The 25,055-nt window shown below is 72.7% G+C and carries 23 protein-coding genes; 4 read left to right on the top strand and 19 right to left on the bottom strand.

Going from position 1 to position 25,055, the window contains the following annotated elements; all coding sequences use genetic code 11:
• On the top strand, window positions 1-2,073 hold a 2,073-nt coding region (gene ptsP, locus ABZS66_RS46260; RefSeq protein WP_354769414.1), incomplete at its 5' end, for a phosphoenolpyruvate--protein phosphotransferase.
• Window positions 2,074-2,104: 31 nt separating this feature from the next.
• Here the strand turns inward: ptsP and ABZS66_RS46255 are convergent.
• The 16 genes from ABZS66_RS46255 to ABZS66_RS46180 form a co-directional block, all read right to left on the bottom strand.
• Window positions 2,105-3,037, bottom strand: coding sequence for a bile acid:sodium symporter family protein (locus tag ABZS66_RS46255; protein WP_354769413.1), 933 nt, complete (start codon window positions 3,035-3,037; stop codon window positions 2,105-2,107).
• Between the two features lie 63 nt (window positions 3,038-3,100).
• On the bottom strand, window positions 3,101-3,829 hold the full coding sequence (locus ABZS66_RS46250) for a GntR family transcriptional regulator (protein WP_354769412.1): 729 nt from the start codon (window positions 3,827-3,829) through the stop codon (window positions 3,101-3,103).
• Window positions 3,830-3,873: 44 nt separating this feature from the next.
• Window positions 3,874-5,076, bottom strand: coding sequence for a membrane dipeptidase (locus ABZS66_RS46245; RefSeq protein WP_354769411.1), 1,203 nt, complete (start codon window positions 5,074-5,076; stop codon window positions 3,874-3,876).
• A 12-nt stretch (window positions 5,077-5,088) separates the two neighbouring features.
• On the bottom strand, window positions 5,089-6,081 hold the full coding sequence (locus tag ABZS66_RS46240) for a dipeptide ABC transporter ATP-binding protein (RefSeq protein WP_354769410.1): 993 nt from the start codon (window positions 6,079-6,081) through the stop codon (window positions 5,089-5,091).
• On the bottom strand, window positions 6,065-7,051 hold the full coding sequence (locus ABZS66_RS46235) for an ABC transporter ATP-binding protein (protein WP_354769409.1): 987 nt from the start codon (window positions 7,049-7,051) through the stop codon (window positions 6,065-6,067). Before ABZS66_RS46235 ends, ABZS66_RS46240 begins: the two co-directional genes overlap by 17 nt.
• Window positions 7,051-7,902: an alpha/beta hydrolase gene (locus ABZS66_RS46230; RefSeq protein ID WP_354769408.1), complete on the bottom strand. Its 852-nt coding sequence runs from the start codon at window positions 7,900-7,902 to the stop codon at window positions 7,051-7,053. The genes ABZS66_RS46235 and ABZS66_RS46230 overlap by 1 nt, the downstream gene beginning before the upstream one ends.
• On the bottom strand, window positions 7,899-9,077 hold the full coding sequence (locus ABZS66_RS46225) for a Xaa-Pro peptidase family protein (protein ID WP_354769407.1): 1,179 nt from the start codon (window positions 9,075-9,077) through the stop codon (window positions 7,899-7,901). The genes ABZS66_RS46230 and ABZS66_RS46225 overlap by 4 nt, the downstream gene beginning before the upstream one ends.
• A 3-nt stretch (window positions 9,078-9,080) precedes the next feature.
• Window positions 9,081-9,956: an ABC transporter permease gene (locus tag ABZS66_RS46220; RefSeq protein WP_354769406.1), complete on the bottom strand. Its 876-nt coding sequence runs from the start codon at window positions 9,954-9,956 to the stop codon at window positions 9,081-9,083.
• Window positions 9,953-10,906: an ABC transporter permease gene (locus ABZS66_RS46215; RefSeq protein WP_190257703.1), complete on the bottom strand. Its 954-nt coding sequence runs from the start codon at window positions 10,904-10,906 to the stop codon at window positions 9,953-9,955. Before ABZS66_RS46215 ends, ABZS66_RS46220 begins: the two co-directional genes overlap by 4 nt.
• A gap of 37 nt (window positions 10,907-10,943) precedes the next feature.
• Window positions 10,944-12,554 carry an ABC transporter substrate-binding protein gene (locus ABZS66_RS46210; protein WP_354769405.1) on the bottom strand — a complete coding sequence of 537 codons (1,611 nt, stop codon included), beginning with the start codon at window positions 12,552-12,554 and terminating at the stop codon, window positions 10,944-10,946.
• Between the two features lie 5 nt (window positions 12,555-12,559).
• The gene (locus ABZS66_RS46205) at window positions 12,560-13,762 is read right to left on the bottom strand and encodes a membrane dipeptidase (RefSeq protein WP_354769404.1); all 1,203 of its coding nucleotides are present in this window, start codon (window positions 13,760-13,762) and stop codon (window positions 12,560-12,562) included.
• A gap of 501 nt (window positions 13,763-14,263) precedes the next feature.
• A complete protein-coding gene (locus tag ABZS66_RS46200; RefSeq protein ID WP_354769403.1) occupies window positions 14,264-14,773 on the bottom strand; it encodes a nuclear transport factor 2 family protein in 510 nt (169 codons plus the stop codon).
• A 28-nt stretch (window positions 14,774-14,801) separates the two neighbouring features.
• On the bottom strand, window positions 14,802-15,689 hold the full coding sequence (locus tag ABZS66_RS46195) for a TIGR03619 family F420-dependent LLM class oxidoreductase (protein ID WP_354769402.1): 888 nt from the start codon (window positions 15,687-15,689) through the stop codon (window positions 14,802-14,804).
• 45 nt (window positions 15,690-15,734) lie between these two features.
• Window positions 15,735-16,841, bottom strand: a complete 1,107-nt coding sequence (locus tag ABZS66_RS46190) for a hypothetical protein (protein ID WP_354769401.1) — start codon at window positions 16,839-16,841, stop codon at window positions 15,735-15,737.
• A gap of 167 nt (window positions 16,842-17,008) precedes the next feature.
• Window positions 17,009-17,410 (bottom strand): STAS domain-containing protein, encoded by a 402-nt coding sequence (locus ABZS66_RS46185; protein WP_354769400.1) that lies wholly within the window; start codon window positions 17,408-17,410, stop codon window positions 17,009-17,011.
• A gap of 89 nt (window positions 17,411-17,499) precedes the next feature.
• Entirely contained in the window at window positions 17,500-19,056 is a 1,557-nt protein-coding gene (locus tag ABZS66_RS46180; RefSeq protein ID WP_354769399.1) for a DUF2079 domain-containing protein, read from the bottom strand.
• Between the two features lie 95 nt (window positions 19,057-19,151).
• Between ABZS66_RS46180 and ABZS66_RS46175 the strand changes: the two genes are divergently transcribed.
• Complete coding sequence (locus ABZS66_RS46175; RefSeq protein ID WP_354769398.1) at window positions 19,152-19,430, top strand: CPCC family cysteine-rich protein; 279 nt, start codon at window positions 19,152-19,154, stop codon at window positions 19,428-19,430.
• A gap of 148 nt (window positions 19,431-19,578) precedes the next feature.
• Here the strand turns inward: ABZS66_RS46175 and ABZS66_RS46170 are convergent, their stop codons facing one another.
• Window positions 19,579-20,628, bottom strand: a complete 1,050-nt coding sequence (locus tag ABZS66_RS46170; protein WP_354769397.1) for a lysylphosphatidylglycerol synthase domain-containing protein — start codon at window positions 20,626-20,628, stop codon at window positions 19,579-19,581.
• Between the two features lie 138 nt (window positions 20,629-20,766).
• Between ABZS66_RS46170 and ABZS66_RS46165 the strand changes: the two genes are divergently transcribed.
• Complete coding sequence (locus tag ABZS66_RS46165) at window positions 20,767-21,903, top strand: glycosyltransferase (RefSeq protein ID WP_354769396.1); 1,137 nt, start codon at window positions 20,767-20,769, stop codon at window positions 21,901-21,903.
• A gap of 16 nt (window positions 21,904-21,919) precedes the next feature.
• On the top strand, window positions 21,920-22,702 hold the full coding sequence (locus ABZS66_RS46160; protein ID WP_354769395.1) for a class I SAM-dependent methyltransferase: 783 nt from the start codon (window positions 21,920-21,922) through the stop codon (window positions 22,700-22,702).
• Window positions 22,703-22,741: 39 nt separating this feature from the next.
• Here the strand turns inward: ABZS66_RS46160 and ABZS66_RS46155 are convergent, their stop codons facing one another.
• Window positions 22,742-23,692, bottom strand: coding sequence for a glycosyltransferase family 2 protein (locus ABZS66_RS46155; RefSeq protein ID WP_354769394.1), 951 nt, complete (start codon window positions 23,690-23,692; stop codon window positions 22,742-22,744).
• Window positions 23,693-23,730: 38 nt separating this feature from the next.
• A partial coding sequence (locus tag ABZS66_RS46150) for a hypothetical protein (protein ID WP_354769393.1) occupies window positions 23,731-25,055 on the bottom strand: 1,325 nt, incomplete at its 5' end.

Below are 25,055 nucleotides of genomic sequence, written 5' to 3'. Positions count from 1 at the left end.
CTGGGCGCCGCCACCGGCTCGGGTGCGCTGCCCGCCGAGCCGGTGGCCCGCGCGGAGATCACGGTGGAGAACCCGCACGGCCTGCACGCCCGACCGGTCGCCCGGCTCGTCGCGCTCGTGCGCGAGCACAACGCGCAGCTGAGCCTGCGCAACCTCACGACCGGCGCCGGCCCAGCCGCGGCGACGAGCCCGACGCAACTGGCCACCCTCGGCGTCCAGCGCGGGCACCGCCTGCAGGTCGAGGCGACCGGCCCCGCGGCGCGGCAGGCGCTCGACGCGGTGGTCACCCTGGCGCGCAGCGGTTTCGGGGACGACGACCTGCTCACCGCGGCGCCGGGTCCCGTTGCGACGAACGGCCGGGTGAACGGCTTGTCGAACGGCCCTGGCCCACAGGCGGTCTCGCCGGGCATCGGCATCGGCCCGGCACGCTTCTGGCGCGCCGGGCCCGCACCCCGCAACGGCACCGGAGACGGCGGGCCGCCTGATGCCGACGTCGAGCTGCGACGCCTGCACGACGCACGCGAGGTGGTACGCCGCACCCTCGCCGGACTCGCGGCGAGCACGCGGGCCGAGCTCGGCGCCGCGGAGGCGGCGATCTTCACCGCGCACGAGGCGATCCTGGACGACCCCGGGCTCACCGGCCCCGCCGAGACCGCGATCCGCGCGGGGCAGAGCGCCGAGGCCGGCTGGTCCCGGGCGGTCGCCGCCGCCGAGCAGGCATTCGCCGCGCTCGCCGACCCCTACCTGCGCGAGCGTGGGCAGGACGTACGCGCCGTCGGCGACCAGGTGCTCGCCGAGCTCACCGGCGGCGGTGCCGGTGGGCCGAGCGGGGAAGGCGTGCTCGTGGTGCGCGACCTGACCCCGGCCCAGGCAGCGGGCCTGAGCCGCGAGCACGTCACGGCGATCGTGCTCGCGCAGGGCAGCGCGACCTCACACGCGGCGATCCTGGCCCGCTCGCGCGGCATCCCCGCGGTCGCCGGAGCCGGCGACGACGTGCTGCAACTGCCCGAGGCCACCGCGCTCATCGTCGACGGTACGACCGGCCTGCTGCTCGTCGACCCCCCGGACGACGTGCTCGGCCGCTACCGTGCCACCGCCGCTGAGCAGGGCGAACGTGCTGCCGCCGAGCAGGCCCGGGCCGGCGAGCCCGCCGTCACGCGCGACGGCCGGCGCGTGCACGTCGAGGCGAATCTCGGCTCCGTGCAGGACGCGCTCGACGCCGCCCGGCTCGGCGCCGAGGGCGCCGGCCTGGTGCGTACGGAGTTCCTCTTCCTCGACCGGGCCGCCGCGCCCGACGTGGACGAGCAGGAACAGCTCTACCGCGCGATCGCCGAGGCCCTGCCCGGGCTGCGGGTGACCTTCCGCACCCTCGACGTCGGCGGCGACAAACCCCTGCCGTACCTCCGCACCACTCCGGAGGCGAACCCCTTCCTCGGCGTGCGCGGCGTGCGTCTGACCCTCGCCGCGCCACAGCTGCTGCGCGATCAGCTCACCGCGCTCGTGCGCGTCGCCCGCGAGCACCCTCTCGGGATCATGGTGCCCATGGTGAGCACCCCCGGCGAGCTGCAGCAGGTCCACGTGCTCCTCGCCGACGTGCTGCGGGCCGAGACGGGCGGGGTACGCCCGCCGGGCCTTGAACTCGGCGTGATGGTCGAGGTGCCGGCAGCGGCGCTCAAGGCAGCGGCGTTCGCCGGGCTCGTCGACTTCGTCAGCATCGGCACGAACGACCTCACCCAGTACACCCTGGCCGCCGAACGCGGCCACGCCGGGCTGAGTGCGCTGGGCGACGCACTCGACCCCGGCGTGCTCCGGCTCGTCGAGGCGGTGTGCCGCGCCGGCGCGGGGCGGTTCCGGGTCGGGGTGTGCGGGGAGGCCGCGGCGGACCCGCTCGCCGGGCCGGTGCTCGCCGCGCTCGGCGTCACGGAGCTCTCGGTCTCGCCCGCAGCCCTGCCGGCGGTCAAGGCCCGCCTCCGCGAGATCGACCTGGCCGACCTGGCCGAGCGACTGCCTGCCTGCCTGGCCCTGCCGGACGCCGGCGCGGTGCGCTCGGTGCTGACGTCGGAACGGTCATGACCGACCAGGAGGCTTCGAGCGAGCCGCGGCACTACCCGGTCGGGTCGAGGTCGAGCTCGGGTCCGGTGGCCGCCCGCCGCCGGGTGACCAGGTAGCCGAAGGCGGCGGCGGTGAAGAACATGGCGATGCCGTAGACCGCGGCCGGGATCGCCATGCGGGTGTTGTTCAGCAGCGACGGGCCGATCGCGACGGCGATCGCCAGGGTGCTGTTGTGGATGCCGATCTCCATGCCGGCGGCGATCGCCTCGGGCCTGCCGACGCCGGCGAGTCGCGGGACACCGTACCCGACCAGGAGACTCAGCACGTTGAAGATCAGGACGATGGCGCCCACCGCGACGAAGTAGTCGGTGATGTTGTCGCGCTCCTTGACGACGGCGCCGCTGATGACGGCCAGGAGGACGACCACCGACACGAGCTTGACCGGACCGGTCAGCCGCGTGGCCAGGTCCGGGAAGCGCGCCCGGAGCGCCATGCCGACCGACACCGGCACCAGGACGATCGCGAAGACCTGGATGACCTTGTCGAACTGCAGGCCGAGCGACGCGGCGTCGCCGAGGAAGTGCTCCGCCGAGAGGTTCACGACCACCGGCAGGGTGACCGCCGCGAGCACGGAGTTGACCGCGGTGAGCGTCACGTTGATCGCCACGTGACCGCCGAAGAGGTGGCTGTAGAGGTTGGCGGTGGTGCCGCCGGGCGACGCCGCGAGCAGCATCATGCCGACGGCCAGCTCGGGCTGCAGATCGAAGGCGAGCACCAGCGCGAAGCAGGCCGCCGGGAGCAGCACGACCTGGCAGCCGAGCGCGATGACGACGAGTTTCGGATACGCCAGCACGCGGCGGAAGTCCTGGACCGTGAGGCCGAGCCCCAGACCGAGCATCACGATGCCGAGCGCGACCGGCAGCCCGACGGTCGTCAACCAGGAGTTCATGCGCGGATTCTGCGGCCGGAACCGGGCCGGCAACATCGTCTGTATCGGCTGAACCCGGCCGCTCGTCGATGGCGGCGGGCCGGCGGGCCCGCGCGGCGGTCAGCCGGAGCGGGTGATCCGCAGCGTCAGGACGTCGGTGCGCACCGTGATGTGGCCGTGGAAGAGGGCCAGCTCCTCGGCCGTGTAGCCGATCTGGGTGGCGCTCACCAGCGGGTGCCCGAGCGGCACACCGAGGCGGCCGACGGCCTCCTCGTCGGCCAGGACCGCGGCGAAGTCGATCTCGGCGCGGCGGACCGGCATGCCGGTGGCGCCGGCCAGGAACTCGAACATGTCGTGGTCGATGCTGAGCAGGCCCGACGGGTCGAGGTCCCGGCCGCCGACGGTGAGCGGGAGGTGGTCGCGGATCCAGGCCGCGGCCACCCCGTCGACGGCGAAGAGGCGGTCGACGCGCCACACCTGGTCGCCGGGCGTCAGCCCGAGCACCTTGGCGCAGTCGTCCGGGCAGGCGGTGCGGCTCACCGACGCGTCCTGGAGGGCCGGGCTGTGGCCCGAGGCGGTGATGCGGTCGCGCAGCGCGGTAACGTCGCTGATCGACACCGGGACCCGCTCCGCCGGGTCCCGGACGAACGTGCCGACACCCCAGGAACGGGTCAGGAGGCCCTCGGCGGCGAGCTGGCCGAGCACCTCGCGCACGGTGGCGCGGCTGACCGCCAACCGGTCCGCGAGCTCCCGTTCGTTGGGTAGCTTGTCACCGCTCAGGAACTCGCTGCCGATCAACTCGCGCAGCTGCATCTGCGCGGCCTGGAGCGCGGTTTCGCGCCGAGCCATTCAGTCCCACCTCTCCGCCGTACGCAGTGTAGTAGCGCCGGTCCCTACCAGACCTGTTCGAGCACGCGCAGGGTGTTCCCACCGATGACCTTGGCGATCTCGTCGTCCGAATAGTCGTGTTTGACGAGCCAGCCGACGATGTTGCCGAACGCCTCGCCCGGGTTCTCCAGGCCGGAGACGTACTCCACCCGGGGGTGCGCCGGCTTCTTGCCGCTGTCGTGGGCGTAGTTGCCCGCGTACGTGTTGTGCACCCCGACGTGGTCGCCGAACATCGTGTCCGGCCCGAACGTGACATGGTCGATGCCGACCAGGTCGACGCAGTACGTGAAGTGGTCCATCACCGACTCGATCGAGTGCTCCGGGTGCTGCTCCGACAGCGTGGTGTGCGGCGCCGCCTCGATGCCGATCACGCCGCCCCGCTCGGCGCAGGCGCGGATCACCTCGTCCGGCTTCATCCGCGCGGTGTCCCACACCGAGCGTGCGCCGGCGTGGGTGATGAACACCGGCACCCGGCTCGCCTCGATCACGTCCAGGCAGGTCTGGTCGCCGCTGTGCGAGACGTCGATGGCGATGCCGAGCTTGTTCATCCGGTCGACGGCGCGGCGGCCGAAGTGGGTCAGCCCGCCGTCGCGCGGCTCGGAGAGCCCGCCGCCGAGCATGTTCGCCTGGCTGTACGCGATGCCGAGCTGACGCACGCCGAAGCCGTACAGGATGTCGATGCGGTCCAGCTCGTTCTCGATCGGGCTGCTGCACTCCAGCCCGGCGACCAGGGCGAGCCGGCCGTCGCCCTTGGCGGCCCGGATGTCGTCGACGGACGTGGCGAGCCGCACGTGGTCCTGCTTGTAGAGGTCGCTCATCCGCATCCCGAGCGCGTAGATGAGGTCGTTCCACTTCCAGCCGTTCTCGCTGGTCACGCAGGAGGCACCGGCCATGAAGTTGTCGAAGACCGCGGTCAGGCCGGAGCGGGCGAGACCCTCGTACCCGGTCCGCTGGCGCGCGGTGCGGTTGTAGGCGCGCAGCTGCCGCACGTCGGCGGGCAGGACCACGGGGTGCTCGTGCAGCGAGATCGCGATGTGCTCGGCGAGGAGCCGGGCCACCCGCTGCCGCTGCGCGTCGGCGAGCCCGAGGTCGTGTTCGGGTACGCGGCCGACCTCCGCAGCCAGGTCGAAGTCACGGTAGTCGACGTGCGGCTCGAGGTACGAGTAGGACTTGTGGCCCTGGTACCGGGTGGCGGGTTCTTGCAGCACAGCACATTCTCCTTATGCGGCGGGCAGCGGGTAGTGGCAGGCGACCGAGTGCCCGCCGCCGGTCAGCAGCGGCTCGACGTGGGCGCAGGTCTCGGACGCCTGCCAGCAGCGGGTCCGGAACCGGCAGCCGGACGGCGGGTCGACGGGGCTCGGCGGGTCGCCGGCGAGCAGGATCCGCTGCCGCTCGGCCCGCCCGACGGGCTCCGGTACCGGGACCGCCGACAGCAGCGCCTTGGTGTAGGGGTGCTGCGGCGCGTCGTACAGCGGCGCCTCGGGTCCGTTCTCGACGAGCTTGCCGAGGTACATCACCGCCACCCGGTCCGAGATGTGCCGGACCACCGACAGGTCGTGGGCGATGAAGACGTACGCCACCCCGAGCTCGCGTTGCAGTCGCTCCAGCAGGTTGACCACCTGGGCCTGGACCGACACGTCGAGCGCGGAGACCGGCTCGTCGCAGATGATGACGTCGGGCCGCAGGGCGAGCGCCCGGGCGATGCCGATGCGCTGCCGCTGACCGCCGGAGAACTGGTGCGGATAGCGGTCGAGGTGCAGCGACGGGTCGAGACCGACCAGGTCGAGCAGCTCGTTGACCCGGTCGAGCCGGCGCCGGCGGTCCACCACGTCCGGGTGGATCTCGAACGGCTGGAGCAGGATGTCACGCACGGTGCGCCGCGGGTTCAGCGAGGTGTACGGGTCCTGGAGCACGATCTGGATCCGCCGGCGCAGCTCCCGCAGCCGGCGACCCCGCGCGGTGTGCACGACGGCGTCGCCGAAGCGCACCTCCCCGGACGTCGGCCGGTCCAGCCCGACCAGCATCCGGGCGAGCGTGCTCTTGCCGCAGCCGGACTCGCCGACGACCCCGAGGGTCTCGCCGCGCCGCAGTTCGAAGGACACCCCGTCGACGGCCTTGACCACGCCGCCGGAGGTGAACGGCAGCCGGCCCTTCACCGGGAAGTGCCGGACCAGGTTGTCGACCCGGAGCACCGGGTCATCGGTGGCTGACATGCAGCAGCTCCTCCCTGTGGTGGCAGGCGCTGGCCCGGCCGTGCGGCAGCGGCGACAGGGGCGGCAGCGTGGTCCGGCAGATGTCGTCGGCGCGCGGGCAGCGCAGATGGAACGGGCAGCCGGCCGGCAGCCGCGCCGGGTTCGGCGGTGCGCCGGGGATCGCGTACAGCTCCTCGTCGCGCCGGTCGACCCGGGGCATCGAGGCGAGCAGCCCCTCGGTGTACGGGTGGGCCGGGCCGGCGAAGACCTGCTCCACGGTGGCCCGCTCGACGAGCCGGCCGGCGTACATCACCGCCACGTCGTCGGCGACCTCGGCGACCACGCCCAGGTCGTGCGTGATGAGCAGCAGGGCCATCCCGCTGTCCCGCTGGATCTCGGCGATCAGCCCCATCACCTGGGCCTGCACGGTGACGTCCAGCGCGGTCGTCGGCTCGTCGGCGATCAGCACGGCCGGTTCGAGCGCGATGGCCAGCGCGATCATGATGCGCTGCCGCATCCCGCCGGAGAACTGGTGCGGGTAGTCGCGCACCCGGTCCTTGGCGGCCGGGATGCGCACCCGGTCGACCAGCTCGACCGCGCGCCGCCGGGCGTCCGAACGCGACAGTCCACGCCGGACCCGCAGCAGCTCGCCGAGCTGCTCACCGACCGTGTAGACCGGGTTCAGCGCGGCCATGGCGTCCTGGAAGACCATGCCGATCTCCTCGCCGCTGACCTTGTCGCGCTGCTTCGGCGGCAGCGTCAGCAGTTCCCGGCCGCGCAGCCGCACCGATCCGCTGACCCGTGCCGGGGGCGCGTCGAGAATGCCCATGACCGCCTGCGCGGTGACGCTCTTGCCCGAGCCGGACTCGCCGAGGATGGCCAGCGTCTGCCCGGGCTCCAGGGCGAGGGACACACCGTTGACCGCCCGTACCGGCGCGCCGCCCGGCCCGGGGAAGCTGACCCGCAGGTCCTCGACCTCCAGCAGCGCCATCACGCGACCCCGGCCTCGGCCAGGAAGTCCCGGACGGTCCGCTGGAACAGCTCCGGCTCCTCGAGCTGGGGGGAGTGGCCGGACTGCTCGAACACGACCAGGCGGGCGTCGGGGATCAGCTCCGCGATGGTCTCCGAGGCTGCCACCGGGGTGCGCCAGTCGTGCCGGCCGACGGTGACCAGGGTCGGGCAGGTGATCGACGGGAGCTTCGGCTTCAGGTCGTACCGCGGCATGTTGTGCCCGAACGCCGCGTTGTGCGTCCGGTAGTGGAACCGGGTCGAGGCCAGCCGGGCGGCGTCCTTCGCCGGGTCGTGCTGGTGGTCGTAGAGCGGCAGGATCGCCTTCCAGTACTCGCGGAGCTGCTCGTCGCTCTCGAACCGGCCGGTACCGATCCGGTCGATCGCCCACTGTGGAATGACGGTCCGGTCGGTGGACCTCGCCCGTTCGACGGCGAGGTGGTCGTGCGCCCGGTCGGCCGCGGTGTCCCGCAGGACGAGCGCCGAGACCCGGTCGGGGTGGGCGACGGCGTACTCCAGCGCGATGAACCCGCCGTACGACCCGCCGGCCATGACGATCCGCTCGTGGCCGAAGTACGCGCGGATCGCGTCCACGTCGGCGACCCACTGCGCGTGGGTGAACGGCTCGTGGTCGCTGGACTCGCCGGAGCCGCGGGCGTCGAAGACGATGACCCGGAACGTGTCGGCGAACGGGCCGAACGACCGCTTCGGCTCGGACCGGGAGCCGAGCCCCGGCGCGCCGTGGTGCACGATCATCGCCGGCCCGTCCTGCGGGCCGAACGCCTCGACCACCAGCTCGGCGCCGTTGACGGTCAGTCGCTCATGGAAACTCATCGGACCTCCTCGATGACGGTGGACGCCAGGTCGCGGGGGTAGCTGGTGAGCCGGCGCGGTCCGGCCGCCTCGACCAGCACCGTGTCGGAGATGCGGTAGCCGGCGTGCCCCGGCACGTACACGCCGGGTTCGCTGGACAGCAGCATCCCGGGGGCCAGGACGGTGTGGTCGCCGTCCTCGACCCACGGCGGCTCGTGGTTCTGCAGCCCGATGCCGTGGCCCTGCCGGTGCCGGATGTAGTCGCCGAGACCGTGGCCCCGCAGGACGTCCAGGCAGATCGTGTTGACCTCGGCGCAGGTCCGCCCGGCCACCATCGCCTGGGTGCCGACCTCCTGCGCCTCCCGGTCGGCCTCGTAGTAGCGCCGCTGCTCCGTCGTCGGCTCGCCGATCACGAACGTCCGCTCGCTCTCCACGAACCGGCTCGCCACCGCCGCGCCGAGCGAGAGGATCAGGGTGTCGCCGGGCCGGACCCGCCGCCGCGTCGGCAGGCCGTGCGGCAGCGCCGAGTTCGGCCCGGCGTAGACCAGCCCACCGGCGAGCTTGGTGGTGTAGACGACCAGGTCGTAGTCGGCGTACATCCGGTCCGTGCCGTAGCCGATGACGTGCCGGGCGATCTCGTCCTCCCGGGGCAGTTCGTCGCCCCGGCGCAGCGCGTCGGCGATCAGCTCCCGGCCCGCGGCCAGCATCTCGTCACAGATGCGCGCCGCCGCCTCGTGGAACGGGATCTCCTCGGGCCGCTTGCGCAGCCGCAGCCTGGCCACCGCGTCGGTGGTCTCCAGGGTGGTGTGCTCGCCGAGGGCCGTCGACAGCGCGCGGAACGCCCCGACCGGCACGCCGCCGCCCACCCCGATCCGGCGCGCCCCGCGGCCGGCCAGCGCCGCGGCGAGCGTCTGCTCGGCGGTGACCACGCCGGGGTACTCGAAGTAGCTGACCGTCTCGACCGTGACGTGCTGCTGGGCCGCGTACTCCTCGTCCAGGCGCGGGATCACCAGCAGCGGGTCGCCGGAGCGCGGCATCCAGAGGTACACCGGCCGCTCGGTGGCGATGTAGAAGAACCCGCAGAGGTACGCCACGTCGGCGGGGGAGGTGGCGAGGAAGCCGTCGAGGCCGCGTTCGCCGAGCGCCTCGGTCAGCTCGGCGCGGACGGAGGAGTAGAAACTGTCGGGCAGGCGCACGGGTCAGCCTCCGTTGCGGCGGGGGTCGCGGATGTCGTTGAAGCGCATGCCGGCCACGGTGGCGGCAAGGACGAGCAGCAGGATCGCCAGCGACGGGAACAGCGTCTGCCACCAGGCGATGGCGACCACGCCGCTGCGCTGGGCGTTGAGCAGGATCCGCCCCCACGACCAGGAGTCGGGGTCACCGAGGCCGAGGAAGCTCAGCCCGGCCTCGGAGATGACCGCGCGGGACGCGGTCAGCAGCACGCTCACCACGATCAGCGGGACCACCGCGGGCAGGATCTCGCGGGTGACGATCCGCCAGCCGCTCGCGCCGAGCACCCGCGCGCCGTCGATGTAGGGCATCGCGGAGACGACCAGGCCCTGCGAGCGGATCAGCCGGGCCACCTCGGGCCAGGCGAAGACGCCGATGATCACGGTGAGCGTCCAGACGCTCGGGTTGACGATCGCGGCCAGCATGATCATCAGGGGGAGGGTCGGCAGGGCCAGCATCACGTCGGTGACGACCGTGCCGACGGCGTCGACCGGCCGGAAGTGCGCCGAGGCGAGGCCGATCGCGGTGCCGAGCACGATCGCGATGAGCGAGGCGGCCACGCCGATCATCAGGCTGGTCCGGGTGCCCCAGACCACCTGGGCGAAGATGTCCTGGCCGAGGTCGTCGGTGCCGAACCAGTGCCCGCCCGTGGGTCCCTGCAGCACGTCGGCGCCCGTGCCGCCGGGCTCGTCGGCGATCAGCGGGGCGGCGAGCGCGACGAGCACCATCACCGCCAGCACCGTCGCCGCGAGCAGCCCGGAGGGCTGCCGCAGGAAGGCACGCCAGGCCGGCCGGGCGGTGGGGGCCGCTGCCGCCGCCGACTCCGGCATGAGCGGGGCGCTCACAGCCGGATCCTCGGGTTGAGCACGGCGTAGAGCAGGTCGGTGAGCGCGTTGGCAACCACGACGGTGATCGCGAGCATGATGAACGCTCCTTGCAGGACGGGGTAGTCGCGTTGCCCGACGGCCTCGTAGATGAGCCGGCCGACCCCGGGGTAGGCGAACACGGTCTCGGTGAGCACGGCGCCGCCGACCAGCGTGCCGAGCTGGAGGCCCATCAGGGTCAGCGCGGGCAGGATCGCGTTGCGCAGGGCGTGCTTCCACAGCCGGCGGCGGCCGGAGAGGCCGCGGGCGCGGGCGGCGCGGATGTAGTCCTCGCCGAGGACGTCGACCAGGTTGGTGCGCAGCGTCAGCGCGTACGGGCCGAGCTGCACGAGGACCAGCGAGAGCACCGGCAGCACCAGGTGGTGCGCCAGGCTGAGATAGGCGGCGGCGCCCCGGGTGTCGGGGTCGATCGCCCCGCCGATCGGGAACCAGCCGAGCCGGGCGCCGACGAAGACCAGCAGCAGCATGGCGACGCTGGGCACGAAGAGCGCGTGCCCGCCGATGCCGAAGCCCTGCAGCACCTTGTCGGGCCAGCGGTCGCGGTGGGCCGCCGCGAACACGCCGATCGGGATGCCGATGGCGATGGTGAGGACGAACGCGGTGCCGGCCAGCAGCAGCGTCCACGGCAGCCGGTCGAGGAGGATCTCGCTCACCGGCTGGATCTGCCGGAACGAGATCCCGAAGTTGCCGTGCAGCAGCTCGCGCAGGTACGCGACGTACTGCTCGAACAGCGGCCGGTCCAGGCCGTACGTCTTGAGCAGGGCGGCCCGCATCTCCGGGGTCATGTCGCCCTCGACCATCAGGGTCGTGGGGTCCCCCGGGAGCAGCCGGAGCAGGAAAAACGTTGCGGTGATCGCTATCCAGATCGTCAGTACGGCCTTCAGCGCCCGGTTGAGCACGAAGCGTGCCACGGGGGACCCCCTCCTTTCTTCCTCTGGCGTCGGCCGGTCAGCCGACCGGCTTGACCTGGGCGAGCGAGTACGCGGTGACCATGCCGAGCAGGTCGGAGGGCGACGCGACGAAGCCCTGGAACTTGCCGGCGTTGTAGGCGAACTGGAAGTTCTCCACGTACAGCGGGGTCAGGTACGCCTGCTCGTGCACGACCTGGTCGATGTTCTTGATCTTCTCGACGAAGGCGGCGTGGTCGGTGGTGCCGGCGGCGTCGTTGATCAGCCGGTCCATCTCGGCCGACTTGAGCAGGTTGTAGTTGATCCCGCCCGGGTTGCTGGACAGGTACGTGCTGCGCAGCTGGTCCATCGGGTTGTCGAAGACGCCCCACTGCGACGCGTCGATGTCGTACTTGCCGTCCTTGGTACGGCTCAGGAAGGTGTTCCGCTCGACGCACTCGTTCTTCAGCTTGATGCCGGCCTGCTCGGCGCTCTCCCGGAACAGCTGCACCACCCGGGTGATGTTGGCGTTCGACTGGTCGCAGGCGACGCCGAACTCCAGCCCGTCGAAGAAGCCGTCGCCGTTGCCGTCCTTGTAGCCCGCCGCGGTCAGCTTCGCCTTCGCCCCGGCCGGGTCGAACGGGTACGGCTGGATCTCGGTGTTGTCGTACTCGGCGAAGATCGGCGAGATGGGACCGGCCATCTGCTGCGCGTCGCCCTGCAGCACCGAGGCGATGATCGCCTTGGTGTCGACCGCCATCGACAGCGCCTGCCGGACCTCCGGCTTTGCCAGGTCCTTGTTGTTCATGTTGTACGTCAGGTGGGCGAAGCCGAGCGCACCGACCTTCGCCAGCTTGATCTTCGAGTCGCCCTGGAAGGTCTTCGCCGCCGACGTCGGCACCGGGGTGCCCATCAGGTCGATGTCACCGTTGCGCAGCGCCAGCATCATCGTGTTGACGTCCGGGTAGATGCGGTACTCGACCTTGCTGACGGCCGCCTTGCCGCCGGGCGCGAGCGGGTACTTGTCGTTGCGCTTCATCACGTAGCGCTGGCCCTTGGTGGCGCTCTCCAGCACGAACGGCCCGGCGCCGACCCAGTTGGCGTCGTTGGCGAACTTCGACAGGTCGCCGGCGGACTCGAAGACGTGCTTGGGCACGACCGACATCCAGAAGCCGACGCCCTCCGCGAACGGCGCGTACGCCTGGGAGAGGTGGAACTTCACCGTCGTGGGGTCCGGTGCCTCGACCGAGGTGACCCAGGTGAGCTTCGCGGCGACGTTGCCGAGCTTGTACTTCATGATCGACTCGGCGCTGAACTTGACGTCGTCGGCGACCACCGGCTTGCCGTCGGTCCAGAAGAAGTCGTCACGCAGCTTGAACACCGCGGTCTTGCCGGCGTCCTCGTAGCTGTACTCCTTCGCCAGCTCCGGCGCCTTCTTGGCGTTCTCGTCGATCCGCAGCAGGTGCGGGTACATCGCGTTGAGAATCCAGGAGTCGGTCTTGCTCAGCGACTGCAGCGGGTTGAAGTTGGAGACGTCGGTCGTGGTGCCGATCCGCAGCACCGCGTTGTCGCCGCCGCTGCTGCCGCTCGACGAGTCGTTGTCCTCGTTGAGCCCACAGCCCGACAGGGCCAGGGCGACCGCCGCACCGAGCGCGACGGCGGCCTTGCTCATCTTCCTCACCAAACCTCCCGAAGAACGCGAATGATGTTGCCGCCGATGACCTTGGCGATCTCGTCATCGGAGTAGTCGTGCTGGACCAGCCAGCCGACGATGTTGCTGAAGCACTCGGCCGGGTTCTCGAGCCCGGCGACGTACGGCACGCGCGGGTGGTCGACCGCGCCGTGCGCCCGGCCGATCGCCAGGTGGCCGACGAAGCTGTCGTGCAGGCCGACGTGGTCGCCGAAGTTGGTGTCCGGCCCGAACGCCACGTGGTCGATGCCGACCAGCTCGACGCAGTGGGTGAAGTGGTCCATCACCGACTCGATCGAGTGGTGCGGGTGCTTCGCGGACAGGGTGGTGTGCGGGGCGGCCTCGATGCCGATCACGCCGCCGCGCTCGGCGCACGCGCGGATCACGTCGTCCGGCTTCATCCGGGGCGTGTCCCAGACCGTGCGCGAGCCGGCGTGGGTGATGAAGACCGGCACCCGGCTGGCCTCGATCACGTCGAGGGACGTCTGGTCGCCGGAGTGCGAGATGTCGATGGCGATGCCGAGCTTGTTCATCCGGTCGACGGCGCGGCGGCCGAAGTGGGTGAGGCCGCCGTCGCGCTCCTCGGAGAGCCCGCTGCCGAGCATGTTGGCCTGGCTGTAGGCGATGCCCATCTGGCGGACGCCGAAGCCGTACAGGATGTCGATCCGGTCCAGCTCGTTCTCGATCATCGTGGCCGCCTCCAGCCCCGCCACCAGGGCGAGCCGGCCGTCGCGCTGGGCCGCGAAGATCTCGTCGAGGGTGGTCGCCACCACCACGTAGTCCTGCTTGGCGACGTCGGCGAAGCGCAGCCCGATGTCGTAGATGACGTCGTCCCACTTCCAGGCGTGCTCGCTGGTGACGCAGCCGGTGCCGTTCATGAAGTTGTCGAAGACGGCGGTGAGGCCGGACCGCGCGAGTCCTTCGAACCCGAAGGCGTTGCGTCCGGTGCGGTTGTAGTCGCGCAGTTGCGAGACGTCGGCCGGAAGGATCTTGGGGTGCTCGTGCAGCGAGATCGCGGCGTGCTCGCGGAGCAGCCGGGCGACCCGCTCCCGCTGGCTGTCGGAGAGCCCGAGGTCGTGCTCGGGCACCCGGCCCAGCTGCGGGGCCAGTTCGAACACCTTGTAGTCGGTGTGGGGGGCCAGGTAGTCGAACGACTTGTATCCCCCGTACCGGGCGGCGGGTTCCTGCACGCGTCCACCTCACGTCGGCATGGTTTGAAGGCCTGAGGACGGAGGTCTGACCTCCGGCCACTGGCACCGTACGTGAGGCGATGCGCGCCGGGAAAGCCGTCGTGACCGGACTGTTACGTGTTACGGCGGGATTTCGGCGCGCGGTATTTGTTCGCCTCAATCAATGGCGTTATCGCCGGTCACCCCGGCGCCGACGTCGGGCGGAACGGCTTCGAATAGGCCGGTTCCAGCGCCGGTCTTGACGCCGTCCGATACTCGGCTGACGGTTGCGCAATCGGTGCCACTGCGCCGCGATGGCCACATCGGACCATGTCAGACCACGTCAGGCCGCGTCGGGCGGTCGGATCGGCGCCACGGCGATACGCAGCGCGGCAGTGCGGCGGACTCGCTCGCCGGATGAGATGTTCCAACGTGGGTTCTGCACCGCTCGGTGATTGCTGCCGCGATTCCAGCCGGCTTTCTCCCGACGCGCGTTGCTGCGCGGCTGGAGGTGACCGCGCGTCAGTCGCCGTCCTGGGTGTGGCGCTCGTCGACCGCCGCGCCGAGCAGGTCCCGGGCCTCGGCGTCGCCGTCGAGCTGGCGGTTGACCCGGTGGGTGACCTGCCAGCCCTGCGCGGTGCGGACGAACTCCCAGCGGTTGGCGCCCGTGCGCCAGATCCGGTAGCCGCCGGTCGCCTCGTCACGCAGTACCAGCTGCGAGTAGGCGGTGGCGACGGCCCGGTCGCCGTCCACCTCCAGGTGCGGCAGGCCCTGCAGGTGGGCGGCGCCGGAGTGGATCAACCGCTGGTGCAGCTCGCCGGTCACCATGCCGGCGATGGCCGCGCGGCCGTGCAGCACCGCCGGATAGGTGTCGTAGACGCCGTCGTCGGTCCACAGCCGCGCGGTCGGGGCCGGCGAACCGCTGTCCACGGCGGGACCGTACGTGGCGAGGATCTGCATGAGGGCCAGCCGGTCCTCGAGGTCCCGCACCCGGCGCTGCAGTTCGGCGATCGCCTCGTCGTGGTCCGGCATGCCGTGCCTCCCTCTTCGTCGACGGGTGTCAGGCGTTGCCGGCCGGCTCGCGGCCGGCGGACCACTCCGCCTGCGCGAAGAGCTGCCGGAAGGCCGCGAGCTGTTCGACGCAGTGCTCGGCGCTGCGGTGGCGCAGGACGATGTTGATCATCGTGGCCCCGGCCGCGTGCAGCTGCTCGACGTGGCGGCGGGCGCCGCCCGGGTCCGTGATCGGGTCCAGCGGCGGCGGCGTGAGGATCACGTCGAAGCCCTCCGGCCGGTCGACCTCGGCCAGCATGGTGGTGATCTGCTCGGGCGGCAGGCCGAACGGGACCCAGGCGTCGCCCAGTTCGACGGCCCGCCGCAGCGAGCGGCGGGTGTACCCGCCGACCCACAGCGGTACCCGGCGCCGGGGCGCGTGCGGATCGATGAGGAAGTCCCGGAAGGTGTAGTGGGTGCCCTCGTACTCGGGCAGCGGCTGTCCCCAGGCGGCGCGAATCGCCCGGATCGCGTCGTCGGCGGCGGCGCCGCGGCCGTCGAAGTCGGCCCCGAGCAGGGCGAACTCCTCTTTCAGGCTGCCCACCCCGAGCCCGAGGACCACCCTGCCGCCGCTGAGCAGGTCGAGGGTCCCGTAGCGCTTCACGATCTCCAGCGGGTGGTGGTAGCCGAGCACGAGGACGTGGGTGGCCAGCCGGATGCCCGTCGTGCGTGCCGCGAGAAAGCCCAGGGTGGCCAGCGGGTCCCAGTAGGTACCGTTCGCCCGCGCGGCGATCCTGGCCGGCACGCCGACGTGCTCGCTGCAGGTGAGGTGGTGGTAGCCGAGCCGGTCCGCCGCCTCGGCGACCTGGACGAGCTCGGCCGTGCCCGCGCCGGTCTCCCAGTCGCTGAACTGTCCGGGCGGGCGGAAGACGACGGGACTGAGGATGCCGAACCGCATGCGCTACCGTACCAAGCGCTTGCTTGGTTCGGTAGGACCTGCCGCCTACTCCGTCGTGGACGCTGACGGTGCGGGCGTCGCCGACGCGGAGGCGTCAGGTGGCGCGGGCGAACCGGTCGACGCCGACGCCGTGGGGGTCGGCGACGGCGACGGGTTCGGGTGTACCGGCCGCGCGGTCCGCGACGAACTGACCGATGCGCTGACCGATGCGCTGCCCGATGCGCTCGGCGATGCGCTGGTCTGCGGCCGGTGTGACGGTGTGCGGGCCGGTGCGCAGAATCGCTGCGCGAGCGGAGGATCCTCGCAGGCGTCGTCGGTCGGGGCGGGCACCCCGGCGTGCTGCGGCAACCGGTCGAACCAGGGGATCGCCCCCGGTGCGGCCTGGGCGAGGGTGAACAGGGTCAGCACCGCGCCGGCGGCGACCGCGGCGACGACCGAGGTTCGCCGCACCCATCGTCGCGACCCTGCGGTCCGCACCGGCTCCGGCACGGCGGCGGGCTCGGGTGCCGGCGCGGTGTCCGCCGCGGCGATGCCGTCGAGGTGCCGGGCGACCTCGCCGGCGCCAGGTCGGCGTGCCGGGTCCTCGTGCAGGCACCGCGCGACGAGCTCGGCCAGTTGCGGGGGAGCGCCGGGACCGGCCGACGGTGCCAGGAACAGGCCGAGCGCGCGGACGTCACCGGCCGGTGCGTCGAAGTCCGTCGCGACGTCGACGCCGAAGCCGATGAGCTTGACGCCGACGCTCGTCAGGACGACCTTCGCCGCGCGCAGTGTGCCGTGGGCCACCCACTGCCCGTGCGCGTGGGCCAGGGCATCGGCGAGCTGCGCCGCGACGTGTGCGGCAGCGCGCCAGCCGGAAGGGTTCGGTCCGCCGGGGCGGTCGCCGTCGGCGAACTCCATCACGATGTACGGTGTGGCGCCCCGGCCCGGCAGGTCGGCGACCCCGACGTCGTAGACGGCCGCGATGCCGGGATGCGCGAGCCGCGCGCCGAGCCGTCCCGCCTCCAGGAACCGCTCCGCGGCCGCCTGCCGGTCGGCCCGGAGCAGCCGGACGGCGACCCTGCGGCGCAGCACCTCGTCGTGCGCCGACCAGACCTCGGCGGTTCCGCCGACGCCGAGCGTGCGCATCAGGCGATAGCGGCCTTCCAGCAGCATGAGCGCTCCGACGTCTCCTTCGGCCGACCCGGCGTGCGGCGCCGGTGCTGTGTCGAGTATGCGGCGGCACCCGGGCAATCGTCCCGTATTGCCGGCCTAATGTTGTAGGAGTGCAACAATGTGTCGGTCGTGTGACGATTGCGCCCGGGCGTCGGTCCCGGCCGGTGTCATCCGGTCGGCAGATGCCGGTGCGGGTCATCCGGGCTGAGGCCGGGTGGGCCGCCCGCATCCGCCGGGCCGCCGCGAACGTCGAACACGTGGTCCACCCGGGCGAGGACGAACATCCGCCACACCTCCGGCGGCACCGCCCGCAGCGTGAGGCGACTGCCCTCGGACCACAGCGCCCGATGCGCGTCGAGCAGGACGCCGATCCCGGTCGCGTCGACACCCGTACACCGTGAGAGGTCGACGACGACACAGCGCGGGCGCAGGTCGAGCGCCTGCGCCAGGACCGCCTGGTGCCGGCGGATCGACGCCACGTCCACGCGCCCGGCGATGTGCACCTCCACGCTGTCGCCGGCGGCGGCGGCCGGGGCAGCGCGGCCTTGCGACACCGGATCTACCTGCATATCTGCAGGGTCCACCGGTCGTGTGGCGGACGTCGCGCGCTTTCATGGCGATCCCATGACGAAACCGGGCCGGGGCTTGACGCTGCCGGTCAGGTGCACGGCGGGGCGGGCGGGGCGAGCAGTTCGGGCACGGCGGACGGGTCGTGCAGCACCACGAAGTCCTGCTCCTGGAAGACGATCCGGTAGCCGTGGCTGCGCAGCAGCTCGACCCGTGCGCGCTGGTCGTCGATGCCGCAGAACGGGAACTGTGCTCGCGCGATGTCGGCGACGACCCAGGGTGCCCAGCGGGGGGTCCGGTCCCACAGCAGCACCCGGGTGCGGCTGGTCAGGTGTGGTCCGATGCTGGAGGCGGTCTCGACCAGTGCCCCGTCGGGGATCTGGGCCGCGGCGTGGGCCGCGGCGCGCATGTCGGCGGTCTGCTGCCAGGTCGAGGTACGGAACAGTGCACCGAAGGCGAAGCTGGGAAGCGCCGCCGCGGCCACGGTCACCACGGTGACGGTCCAGGCGGCGGCGACCGGCCGGGACGGCCGGCGGCGGGCGATCCGGGCCGCCCCGTCGACGCCGGCGCACAGCAGCGGGATCACCAGGAACGCGTTGTACTGCGCGCCGGTGCCCCACCAGCCCGGGGATTCGGAGAGCATCCGTTCGGCCAGCAACGGCAGTGTGACCGCGAGGTAGGGCGACACCAGCGGTGTGAGCGCGCCGACGGCCAGGAGCAGGAGCATGGTGTTGATCTTCGTCGCCGGGTGGGTCACGGTGTACCAGGCGTCGACCGGCTGGCTGACGACGTGCCACAGCGCGGCCGGAACGGTGGGGCCGAGGTGGTCGTACGACCAGTAGTAGTCGGGCCGGCCACCGAACGCGGGAATGATCACCTGCGTGGCGAACGCGGTGTAGGCGGGCCCGCCGAGCAGGAAACCGAGTCCGAGCAGCAGATCGCCGCGTTCCGGCCGCCGGCCGCGGTACGGCAGCAGCAGGCAGAGCCCGACACCGGCCAGGGCCAGCCCGAGATCCTCCTTGACCCCCAGCACGGCCACGGCGGCCAGCGCGAGCCGCCACCTGCGCCCGACCCCGCGGCGCAGCATGGAGAGTTGGTCGAAGAGCACTGCCAGCAACAGCGGAGCGAAGGCGACCTCGTGGAAGTCGAAGTCGACCGCACCGGCCACCGGCCACGACAGCGCGTACGCCGTGGCGGCACCGTACGCCGCGGTGACCCCCAGCTCACGCCGGGCGAACCGCCACAGCGGCACGATCGCGCAGGCCAGCAGGACGGCCTGCGCGACGAGGAGCGTGCGGGGGTCGTCATATATCAGATACAGCGGGGCGAGCAGGACGAGGACCGGGGACACGTGATCGCCCAGCACGCTGAAGTCGGGGCCGAATCCGTTGTGGACGCCTTTGACGATCGCCAGCGGAAGCCGGCCCTGGGCGTAGGACCGCACGGCCTGGTCGAAGATGACGAGGTCGTAGGTCGATGCGCGCCACGTCCGGTACCGGTTGAGCGAGACGATCGCGTACAGCAGCGACGCGGCGAGTACCAATGCGGTGAGCGCGACAGCATGGCACCGCTCACCGCGTGGGCCGGCCGGTGTGACACCGTCGTCGGTGGCGATCGCCGACCGCTGCCTCGCTCCGCGCCCGATCACACCCGCCCCACTCAGGCCCGAGGGATCGCGACACCATACACCAGCCCGGCGGTCCCGGTGTCGAACCGGCGATCGCTGGCCGTGCCGCGCGGCGGATGCGCGCCGTGGCGCCGCCGCCACGAATGTGGAAGCCTTGCCGCGTGGCTCAGCCGACCTTGCCCCGGTGCCCGTGTTGTGGGTACCGAACCGGATGCACTACGTGCCCCATCTGCTATTGGACCGACGACGGCCGCAGCGACGTCCATGCCGGTGTGGTGCCGGACAGCCGCAACGGCGACCTGAGCCTCGCGGATGCCCGGCTCAACTTCACCATCTACGGGGCGAGTTCGCCCCGCTATCAACACCTGGTGCGACCACCCGGCGCCGGCGAATAGTCCTGCCGTCCGCTGTGGACGCCTGCGCCAAAAACTGGCCGCAGATGTGTGCAGCGCCCCCACCGGGGATTCGGTGAAGAATTGGCGCCGGCGCCGCCGGCGCCAATTGTCCGGATCGCGAATTACGCACCGGCCCGGCCCGAACGCGTTACGACCCGCCGTCGTCGCCGGCGACCGGCAGCGGCTGCTCCGGCTCCGGCCGCGGCTGCGGCGCGGGGCCGCGCGTCGAGGCGCGGGTGGTCACGGCGGCAGCACCGGCCAGGGCGAGGTCCGCGGCGCTCATGAGCGCCCGGGAGACCACGGCGACGGCGGCTGCCTGGGCCGTGTCCAGCTGCGTGCTCAGTGCGGCGATGAGCAGCACTTCCCGTACTCCCGCGCCGGCGGGCGCCAGCACCACGAGGAACCCCGCGCTCCAGGCCAGCGCGAACCCGCCGATCGATGCCATCGCCAGGCCGGTGGTGTCCCCGGCGAGCGGGAGGCCGAGGAACCAGACGTGGGCGCCGAGCAGCAACCAGGACAGCAGGGCCCACAGCAGGGCCGCGGCGATGGCGCGGCCGGGCAGCGGCCGGGGCAGCGGCGGGCGGCGGGTCACCCGCAACAGCACGGCGATCACGGCGTTGACGACCCTGGGGTGCAGCATGGCGACGCACAGCGGTGCGGCGAGGAGCACCCACAGGTAGCCGTCGCCGAGCAGCGGCAGCGCGGCCAGTCCGGTGAGCAGGCCCGCACCGAGTGAGATGGCGATCGTCAGCACGGCTGCGGTCGCCGTCCGGCTGCGGGGGACCGAGCTGGCCCGGGCGAGCTCCATCTGGGCGAGCACGGGCCACATCGACCCGGGAAGGTACTTGCCGAGCTGCCCCACGAAGAAGATGCGGGCCGCGGTGGCCGGGGGCAGCGGCGAACCGAGCCCGGCCAGCAGGACCCGCCACACCTGCAGGGTGGCGAGGAGTCCGAGGATCACCGTGACGGCCGCGCCGAGGGTCGCCGCCGGGCCGATGCCGGTCAGGGCGGTGACGACGGCCTTCCACTCCGACGCGATGGCGTAGCCGCCGGCGCCGACGACCGCGGCCAGGAAGCCCCACCGGACCCATCGGCTGCCGGCCGCGGCGGCCAGGCGCCGCAGAACGGGTCGTGGGCCGAAGCGGGCGGTGGCGACCGGCGCACCGGCGGCATCGCCGGCCACGTCGGGGTCGGACACCGGGCGAGCCTACCGCGCCGCACGTAGCCGCCGTCCGGCCGCACCGCCCGCGTTCCGGAGGGGAGGCGCTCCGGCCAGCATGTGGGCGGGCGCCTGGCGGCCGACGGGTCGCGCGCCGGGTTGACTAGGCTGGCCGCCATGCGGGTCCTGCTCTTCGGCACGTACGACACCGGAACGCATCCCCGGGTCGGCGTGCTTCGCGAAGGGCTGCGCCGTCGCGGCGCCGACGTGCGGGAGTGCAACGCCCCGCTCGGCGTCGACACCGCCGCACGGGTCGCGACGCTGGCGCGGCCGTGGCGGGCGCCGTTGCTGCTGCTGCGCGTCGCCCGGCGGTGGGCCACGCTGGCCCGGGCCGCGCGCCGGTGCGGCCCGGTGGACGCCGTCGTGGTCGGCTACCTGGGACTGCTCGACGTCCACCTCGCGCGCCTGCTGTTCCGGCGGGTGCCGATCGTGCTGGACCACATGACCGGGGTGGGCGACACCGCGGCCGACCGGCGGCTCGGCGGCCGGCTGCGGGGCCGGATCCTCGCCATGGTCGACCGCGCCGCCCTGCGCCGGGCGGACATCGTCGTGGTCGACACGGAGGAGCACCGCGCGGCGCTGCCGGACCGGTTCCGCGACCGCGGTCTGGTGGTGGCCGTCGGCGCGCCCGCCCCCTGGTTCGACGCGGGCGAGTCGGCCGGCCCGGCCGCCGCGGCCGCGCCGGGCGCACCGCTGCGGGTGGTGTTCTTCGGGCTGTACACGCCCCTGCAGGGCACCGCGACGATCGGGACGGCGGCGCGGTTGCTCGCCGACGACGACGTGGCGTTCACGATGATCGGACACGGCCAGGACGAGGCGGCCACCCGAACCGCCGCCGGGGAGCGGGACGTGCGGTGGCTGCCCTGGGTCGCGGCGGCGGACCTGCCGGCGGTGGTCGCCGCGCACGACGTGTGCCTGGGCATCTTCGGCACCACCGCCAAGGCGATGCGGGTGGTGCCGAACAAGGTGTTCCAGGGCGCGGCGGCCGGCTGTGCCGTCATCACCTCGGACACCGAGCCGCAGCGGCGGGTGCTCGGCGACGCCGCGCTGCTGGTGCCGCCCGGTGACCCGCAGGCCCTGGCCGAGGCGCTGCGCGGTCTCGCCGCGGACCGGGCCGAGCTGTCCCGGCTGCGCGAGGCGGCGTACCGCCTCGCCGGGCAACGGTTCGGCGCGGCCGAGGTTGTCGCACCGCTGTGGGACCGGCTGCACGCCTGCCGTGACGACGCACCACGAAAGGCCCGCGCATCAGCATGAGTCGACAGGAGAGCCGATGCCCGACCGCCCTGTGACGTCCGGCCCCCTGTCCCCGTGGCGGCTGGACTCGGTGGCACCGTTGTCACCGAACGCCTGGCTGCGGCTGGACGTCGTCACGCGGATGTTCCCGCCCGGCGTCACGGACGTCCTCGAGGTGGGCTGCGGCCAGGGCGGTCTCGGGGCGCGGCTCGCGCAGCGCTATCGCTACCTGGGCATCGAGCCGGACCCGGCCTCGTTCGCCGTCGCCGAACAGCGCCTCGCCCACGCGGGTTCGGGCCACGTCCGCAACGTCCGGCTGGAGCACCTCGAAGCCGGGCGGTTCGACCTGGTGTGCGCATTCGAGGTACTGGAACACCTCGAGGACGACGTGGCCGCGGTGACCGCCTGGGCGGGCCGGCTGCGCCCCGGTGGATGGCTGCTGCTGTCCGTGCCCGCGCATCAGCGTCGCTTCGCCGCGGCGGACGAACTGGTCGGTCACATCCGCCGCTACGACCCGCAGCCGCTGCGGGCCCTGCTCGGCGGCGCCGGCCTGGTCGACATCGAACTGCGTCAGTACGGTGTGCCGCTGGGGTACACCCTGGAGGCCGGGCGCAATGTGCTCGCGCGGCGCCGGTTGCGCGCGCTGCGGACGTCGCCCGTCGCCGAGCGGACCGCCGCGTCGGGGCGTCTGTTCCAGCCGTCCGGTGCGTTGCGCGGAGCGCTGAACCGGTGGGCGACAGCGCCGTTCCGGCTCCTGCAGCGCCCGTTCCCGGCGGCCGGGCCGGGCCTGGTGGCCCGGGCACGGCTGCCGCTGACCTGAGCCGGCGACCGGGCGCGGCGCCGCCGCTGACGGCCGGGGTCACACGTCGGGGCGGGACCGGACGATCAGGTCGGCGAGCAGGGCGAGCGAGCCGATGATGAGTCCGGTGAGGAACACCATGATGGTGTTGGTCGCCAGGCGGAGCGGGTGGACCGTGACGTCGAAGATGCTCTTCGCCACGCCGAGGCCCAGCAGGGCCAGGGTGAGCGGCATCAGGGCCTTCAGGGGGTTGAAGTACATCACCATGCGCAGCACCTGCAGCAGGTACCGGTACGCGTCGGTGACGAACCGGAACTTGGACTTCCCGGCCCGCTTGCCGTAGTCGATCGGCAGGTACGCGATGTCGTGCTGGTTGGACAGGAACGCCATCGTGATCGTGGTGACGCACGAGAACCCCGGTGGCAGCAGCCGCAGGTAGGGTGCGGCGACACTGCGCCGGAACGCCCGCAGCCCGGAGTTGAGGTCGGGGATCGGCTGCCCCACCAGCCACTCGGCGATCTTCCGGATGACCCACTTCGCGGGGATCCGCAGGAGGCGGTGGCTGCCCTGCTCGGACGTGCGGGAGCCGACCACCTGGTCGACGCTGGCGTCCTCGCGCAGCATGCCGACGAGCTCGGGGATGCGCTCGTTGGGGTAGGTCAGGTCGGCGTCGGTCCACACGACGATGTCGCCACGGGCCATCCTGGTGCCGACCCGCCGGGCGGTGCCGGCACCGCTGTTGCGGTGCAGCGCCACCACCTTCACCTGTGGCCGGGACAGTTCCGCCATGCGGAGCACGTCGAGCGTGGCGTCGGTGGACGCGTCGTCGATCGCGAGGAGCTCGTAGCGGTAGCCGGCCGCGTCCAGCGCCGCGCAGATCCGGTCGATCTCGGTCTGGACGTGGGCTGCCTCGTTGTAGCACGGCAGCACGACGGTGACGTCGAGCGGGCTGTCGCGGCCGGGTTGTGCCGTTGCGTCCGGGCCGGCGGTGCGGGTCGTGGTGTGGTTCATCGGTTGCCTCGTTCAGCGCGTTGGATGTATGGGTGGGTTCATGGCCGCACGAGCCAGCACTCCAGCCGCCGCGGATCGGTCCCGGTCGGCCGCCGGACGAGCTGGTGCTGGTCCTCCCGCGTGTCCAGGTAGACGATCCGGTCCAGCGGCCGGCCGTACGGCAGCAGCGTCAACGTGGACGACGACATCAGCACGGGATCGCGGCCGGCCATCCGGATGCTGACCACCAGCCGGTGCATCCGCTCCACCGTCGGGTTCTGCAGGGTCGCGACCGGCAGGCCGCACTGGTTGCGGATGGTGGGTGCCCACTGGGAGTCCATGAGCACGACCGAGTCGTTCGGCCGCAGGGCTCGGCACACCTGCGCCGCGGCGGCCGGCTCGCCCAGCTCCGTGCGGTGCGGCCCCAGGTGGGCCGTGACGAGCAGGGCGGGCGCCGCCAGTGCGAGCAGCACCGCCGCACGGGTGACCCGACCGGCCGGCGACGGCCCGGACAACCGCGCGAGCACCCTCCACGCACCGGTCACCGGCGCGTGTCGCCGCGCCCGGCCGGTGCGTACCAGTTCCGCGAGCGTCCAGGTGGCGAACACCACGACCGCCGGGAGTACCTCCACCACCAGCCGGCGGTCCGCCCACGGGTGGTCGGGTGTGATCGCGGGGCGCAGCAGCGTCGCGAGCGCCGACCCGCCGTACACCAGCAGGACCGGCAGCAGCCGCCAGCCACGGCCGCGGACGGCGGCGTACACGGCCCCGGCCACGCCGGCCCCGGCCAGTGCCAGCGTCGGCCAGCCCACGTACCACGACAACCACGACACCGTCGCCTCGGCGTAGCCGCGGGTGCCGTCGACCGCCAGGCCGAACCGCTCCTGGTGCGACGCCACATAGTCGATCGTGTTCGGATCGGTGATCGAATGATCGGTGTACAGCAGCGGCCGGGCGGCCAGCGCCAGGGCCAGCACGCCCGTGACCGCGGCGGCGGCCGGAGGCGCGAAGCGCCACCAACGCCGCCGCCGGATGTCGCCGCGGCGCCGTCGCGCCACCGCCACCGCCGCGACGGTGCAGACCGGCACGACGACCAGTGCCACGATCATGAGCCGGACCGACGCCCAGTTCACCAGCACGTACGGCAACGTCACGTACCGGGCGTCGAGGAACCCCAGCCCGCCGCCGACCACCGCACCGGCGACGAAGTGCCACACGCCGGGCCGCCGGCGCAGCCACCACCAGCCCAGTGCCGGGATCACCAGCGCGAAGTCCACGCCCATGTCCAGCCGGACCACCTCGCCGACGGAGAGCAGCAGCCCGGCGAGGAGCAGCAGCCCGCCGACGTTGCGCCGGGCCGCGGCGTTCGCCCCGGCGCCGCCGG

The sequence above is a fragment of the Dactylosporangium sp. NPDC005572 genome, from assembly GCF_040605515.1.
GTDB lineage: Bacteria > Actinomycetota > Actinomycetes > Mycobacteriales > Micromonosporaceae > Dactylosporangium.
Note: the sequence above shows the minus strand (reverse complement) of the source record. Positions and strands in the feature narration are given on the sequence as shown.

Bases quoted from the DNA above. Each gene is read 5' to 3' on its own strand.
- ABZS66_RS46190 (WP_354769401.1), bottom strand. From the start codon at position 16,841: ATGCTGCTGGAAGGCCGCTATCGCCTGATGCGCACGCTCGGCGTCGGC.
- ABZS66_RS46235 (WP_354769409.1), bottom strand. From the start codon at position 7,051: ATGGCGCTGCTGGAGGTCGAGGACCTGCGGGTCAGCTTCCCCGGGCCG.
- ABZS66_RS46255 (WP_354769413.1), bottom strand. From the start codon at position 3,037: ATGTTGCCGGCCCGGTTCCGGCCGCAGAATCCGCGCATGAACTCCTGG.
- ABZS66_RS46185 (WP_354769400.1), bottom strand. From the start codon at position 17,410: ATGCAGGTAGATCCGGTGTCGCAAGGCCGCGCTGCCCCGGCCGCCGCC.
- ABZS66_RS46250 (WP_354769412.1), bottom strand. From the start codon at position 3,829: ATGGCTCGGCGCGAAACCGCGCTCCAGGCCGCGCAGATGCAGCTGCGC.
- ABZS66_RS46175 (WP_354769398.1), top strand. From the start codon at position 19,152: ATGCGCGCCGTGGCGCCGCCGCCACGAATGTGGAAGCCTTGCCGCGTG.
- ABZS66_RS46200 (WP_354769403.1), bottom strand. From the start codon at position 14,773: ATGCCGGACCACGACGAGGCGATCGCCGAACTGCAGCGCCGGGTGCGG.
- ABZS66_RS46195 (WP_354769402.1), bottom strand. From the start codon at position 15,689: ATGCGGTTCGGCATCCTCAGTCCCGTCGTCTTCCGCCCGCCCGGACAG.
- ABZS66_RS46160 (WP_354769395.1), top strand. From the start codon at position 21,920: ATGCCCGACCGCCCTGTGACGTCCGGCCCCCTGTCCCCGTGGCGGCTG.
- ABZS66_RS46155 (WP_354769394.1), bottom strand. From the start codon at position 23,692: ATGAACCACACCACGACCCGCACCGCCGGCCCGGACGCAACGGCACAA.
- ABZS66_RS46230 (WP_354769408.1), bottom strand. From the start codon at position 7,902: ATGAGTTTCCATGAGCGACTGACCGTCAACGGCGCCGAGCTGGTGGTC.
- ABZS66_RS46240 (WP_354769410.1), bottom strand. From the start codon at position 6,081: ATGTCAGCCACCGATGACCCGGTGCTCCGGGTCGACAACCTGGTCCGG.
- ABZS66_RS46210 (WP_354769405.1), bottom strand. From the start codon at position 12,554: ATGAGCAAGGCCGCCGTCGCGCTCGGTGCGGCGGTCGCCCTGGCCCTG.
- ABZS66_RS46165 (WP_354769396.1), top strand. From the start codon at position 20,767: ATGCGGGTCCTGCTCTTCGGCACGTACGACACCGGAACGCATCCCCGG.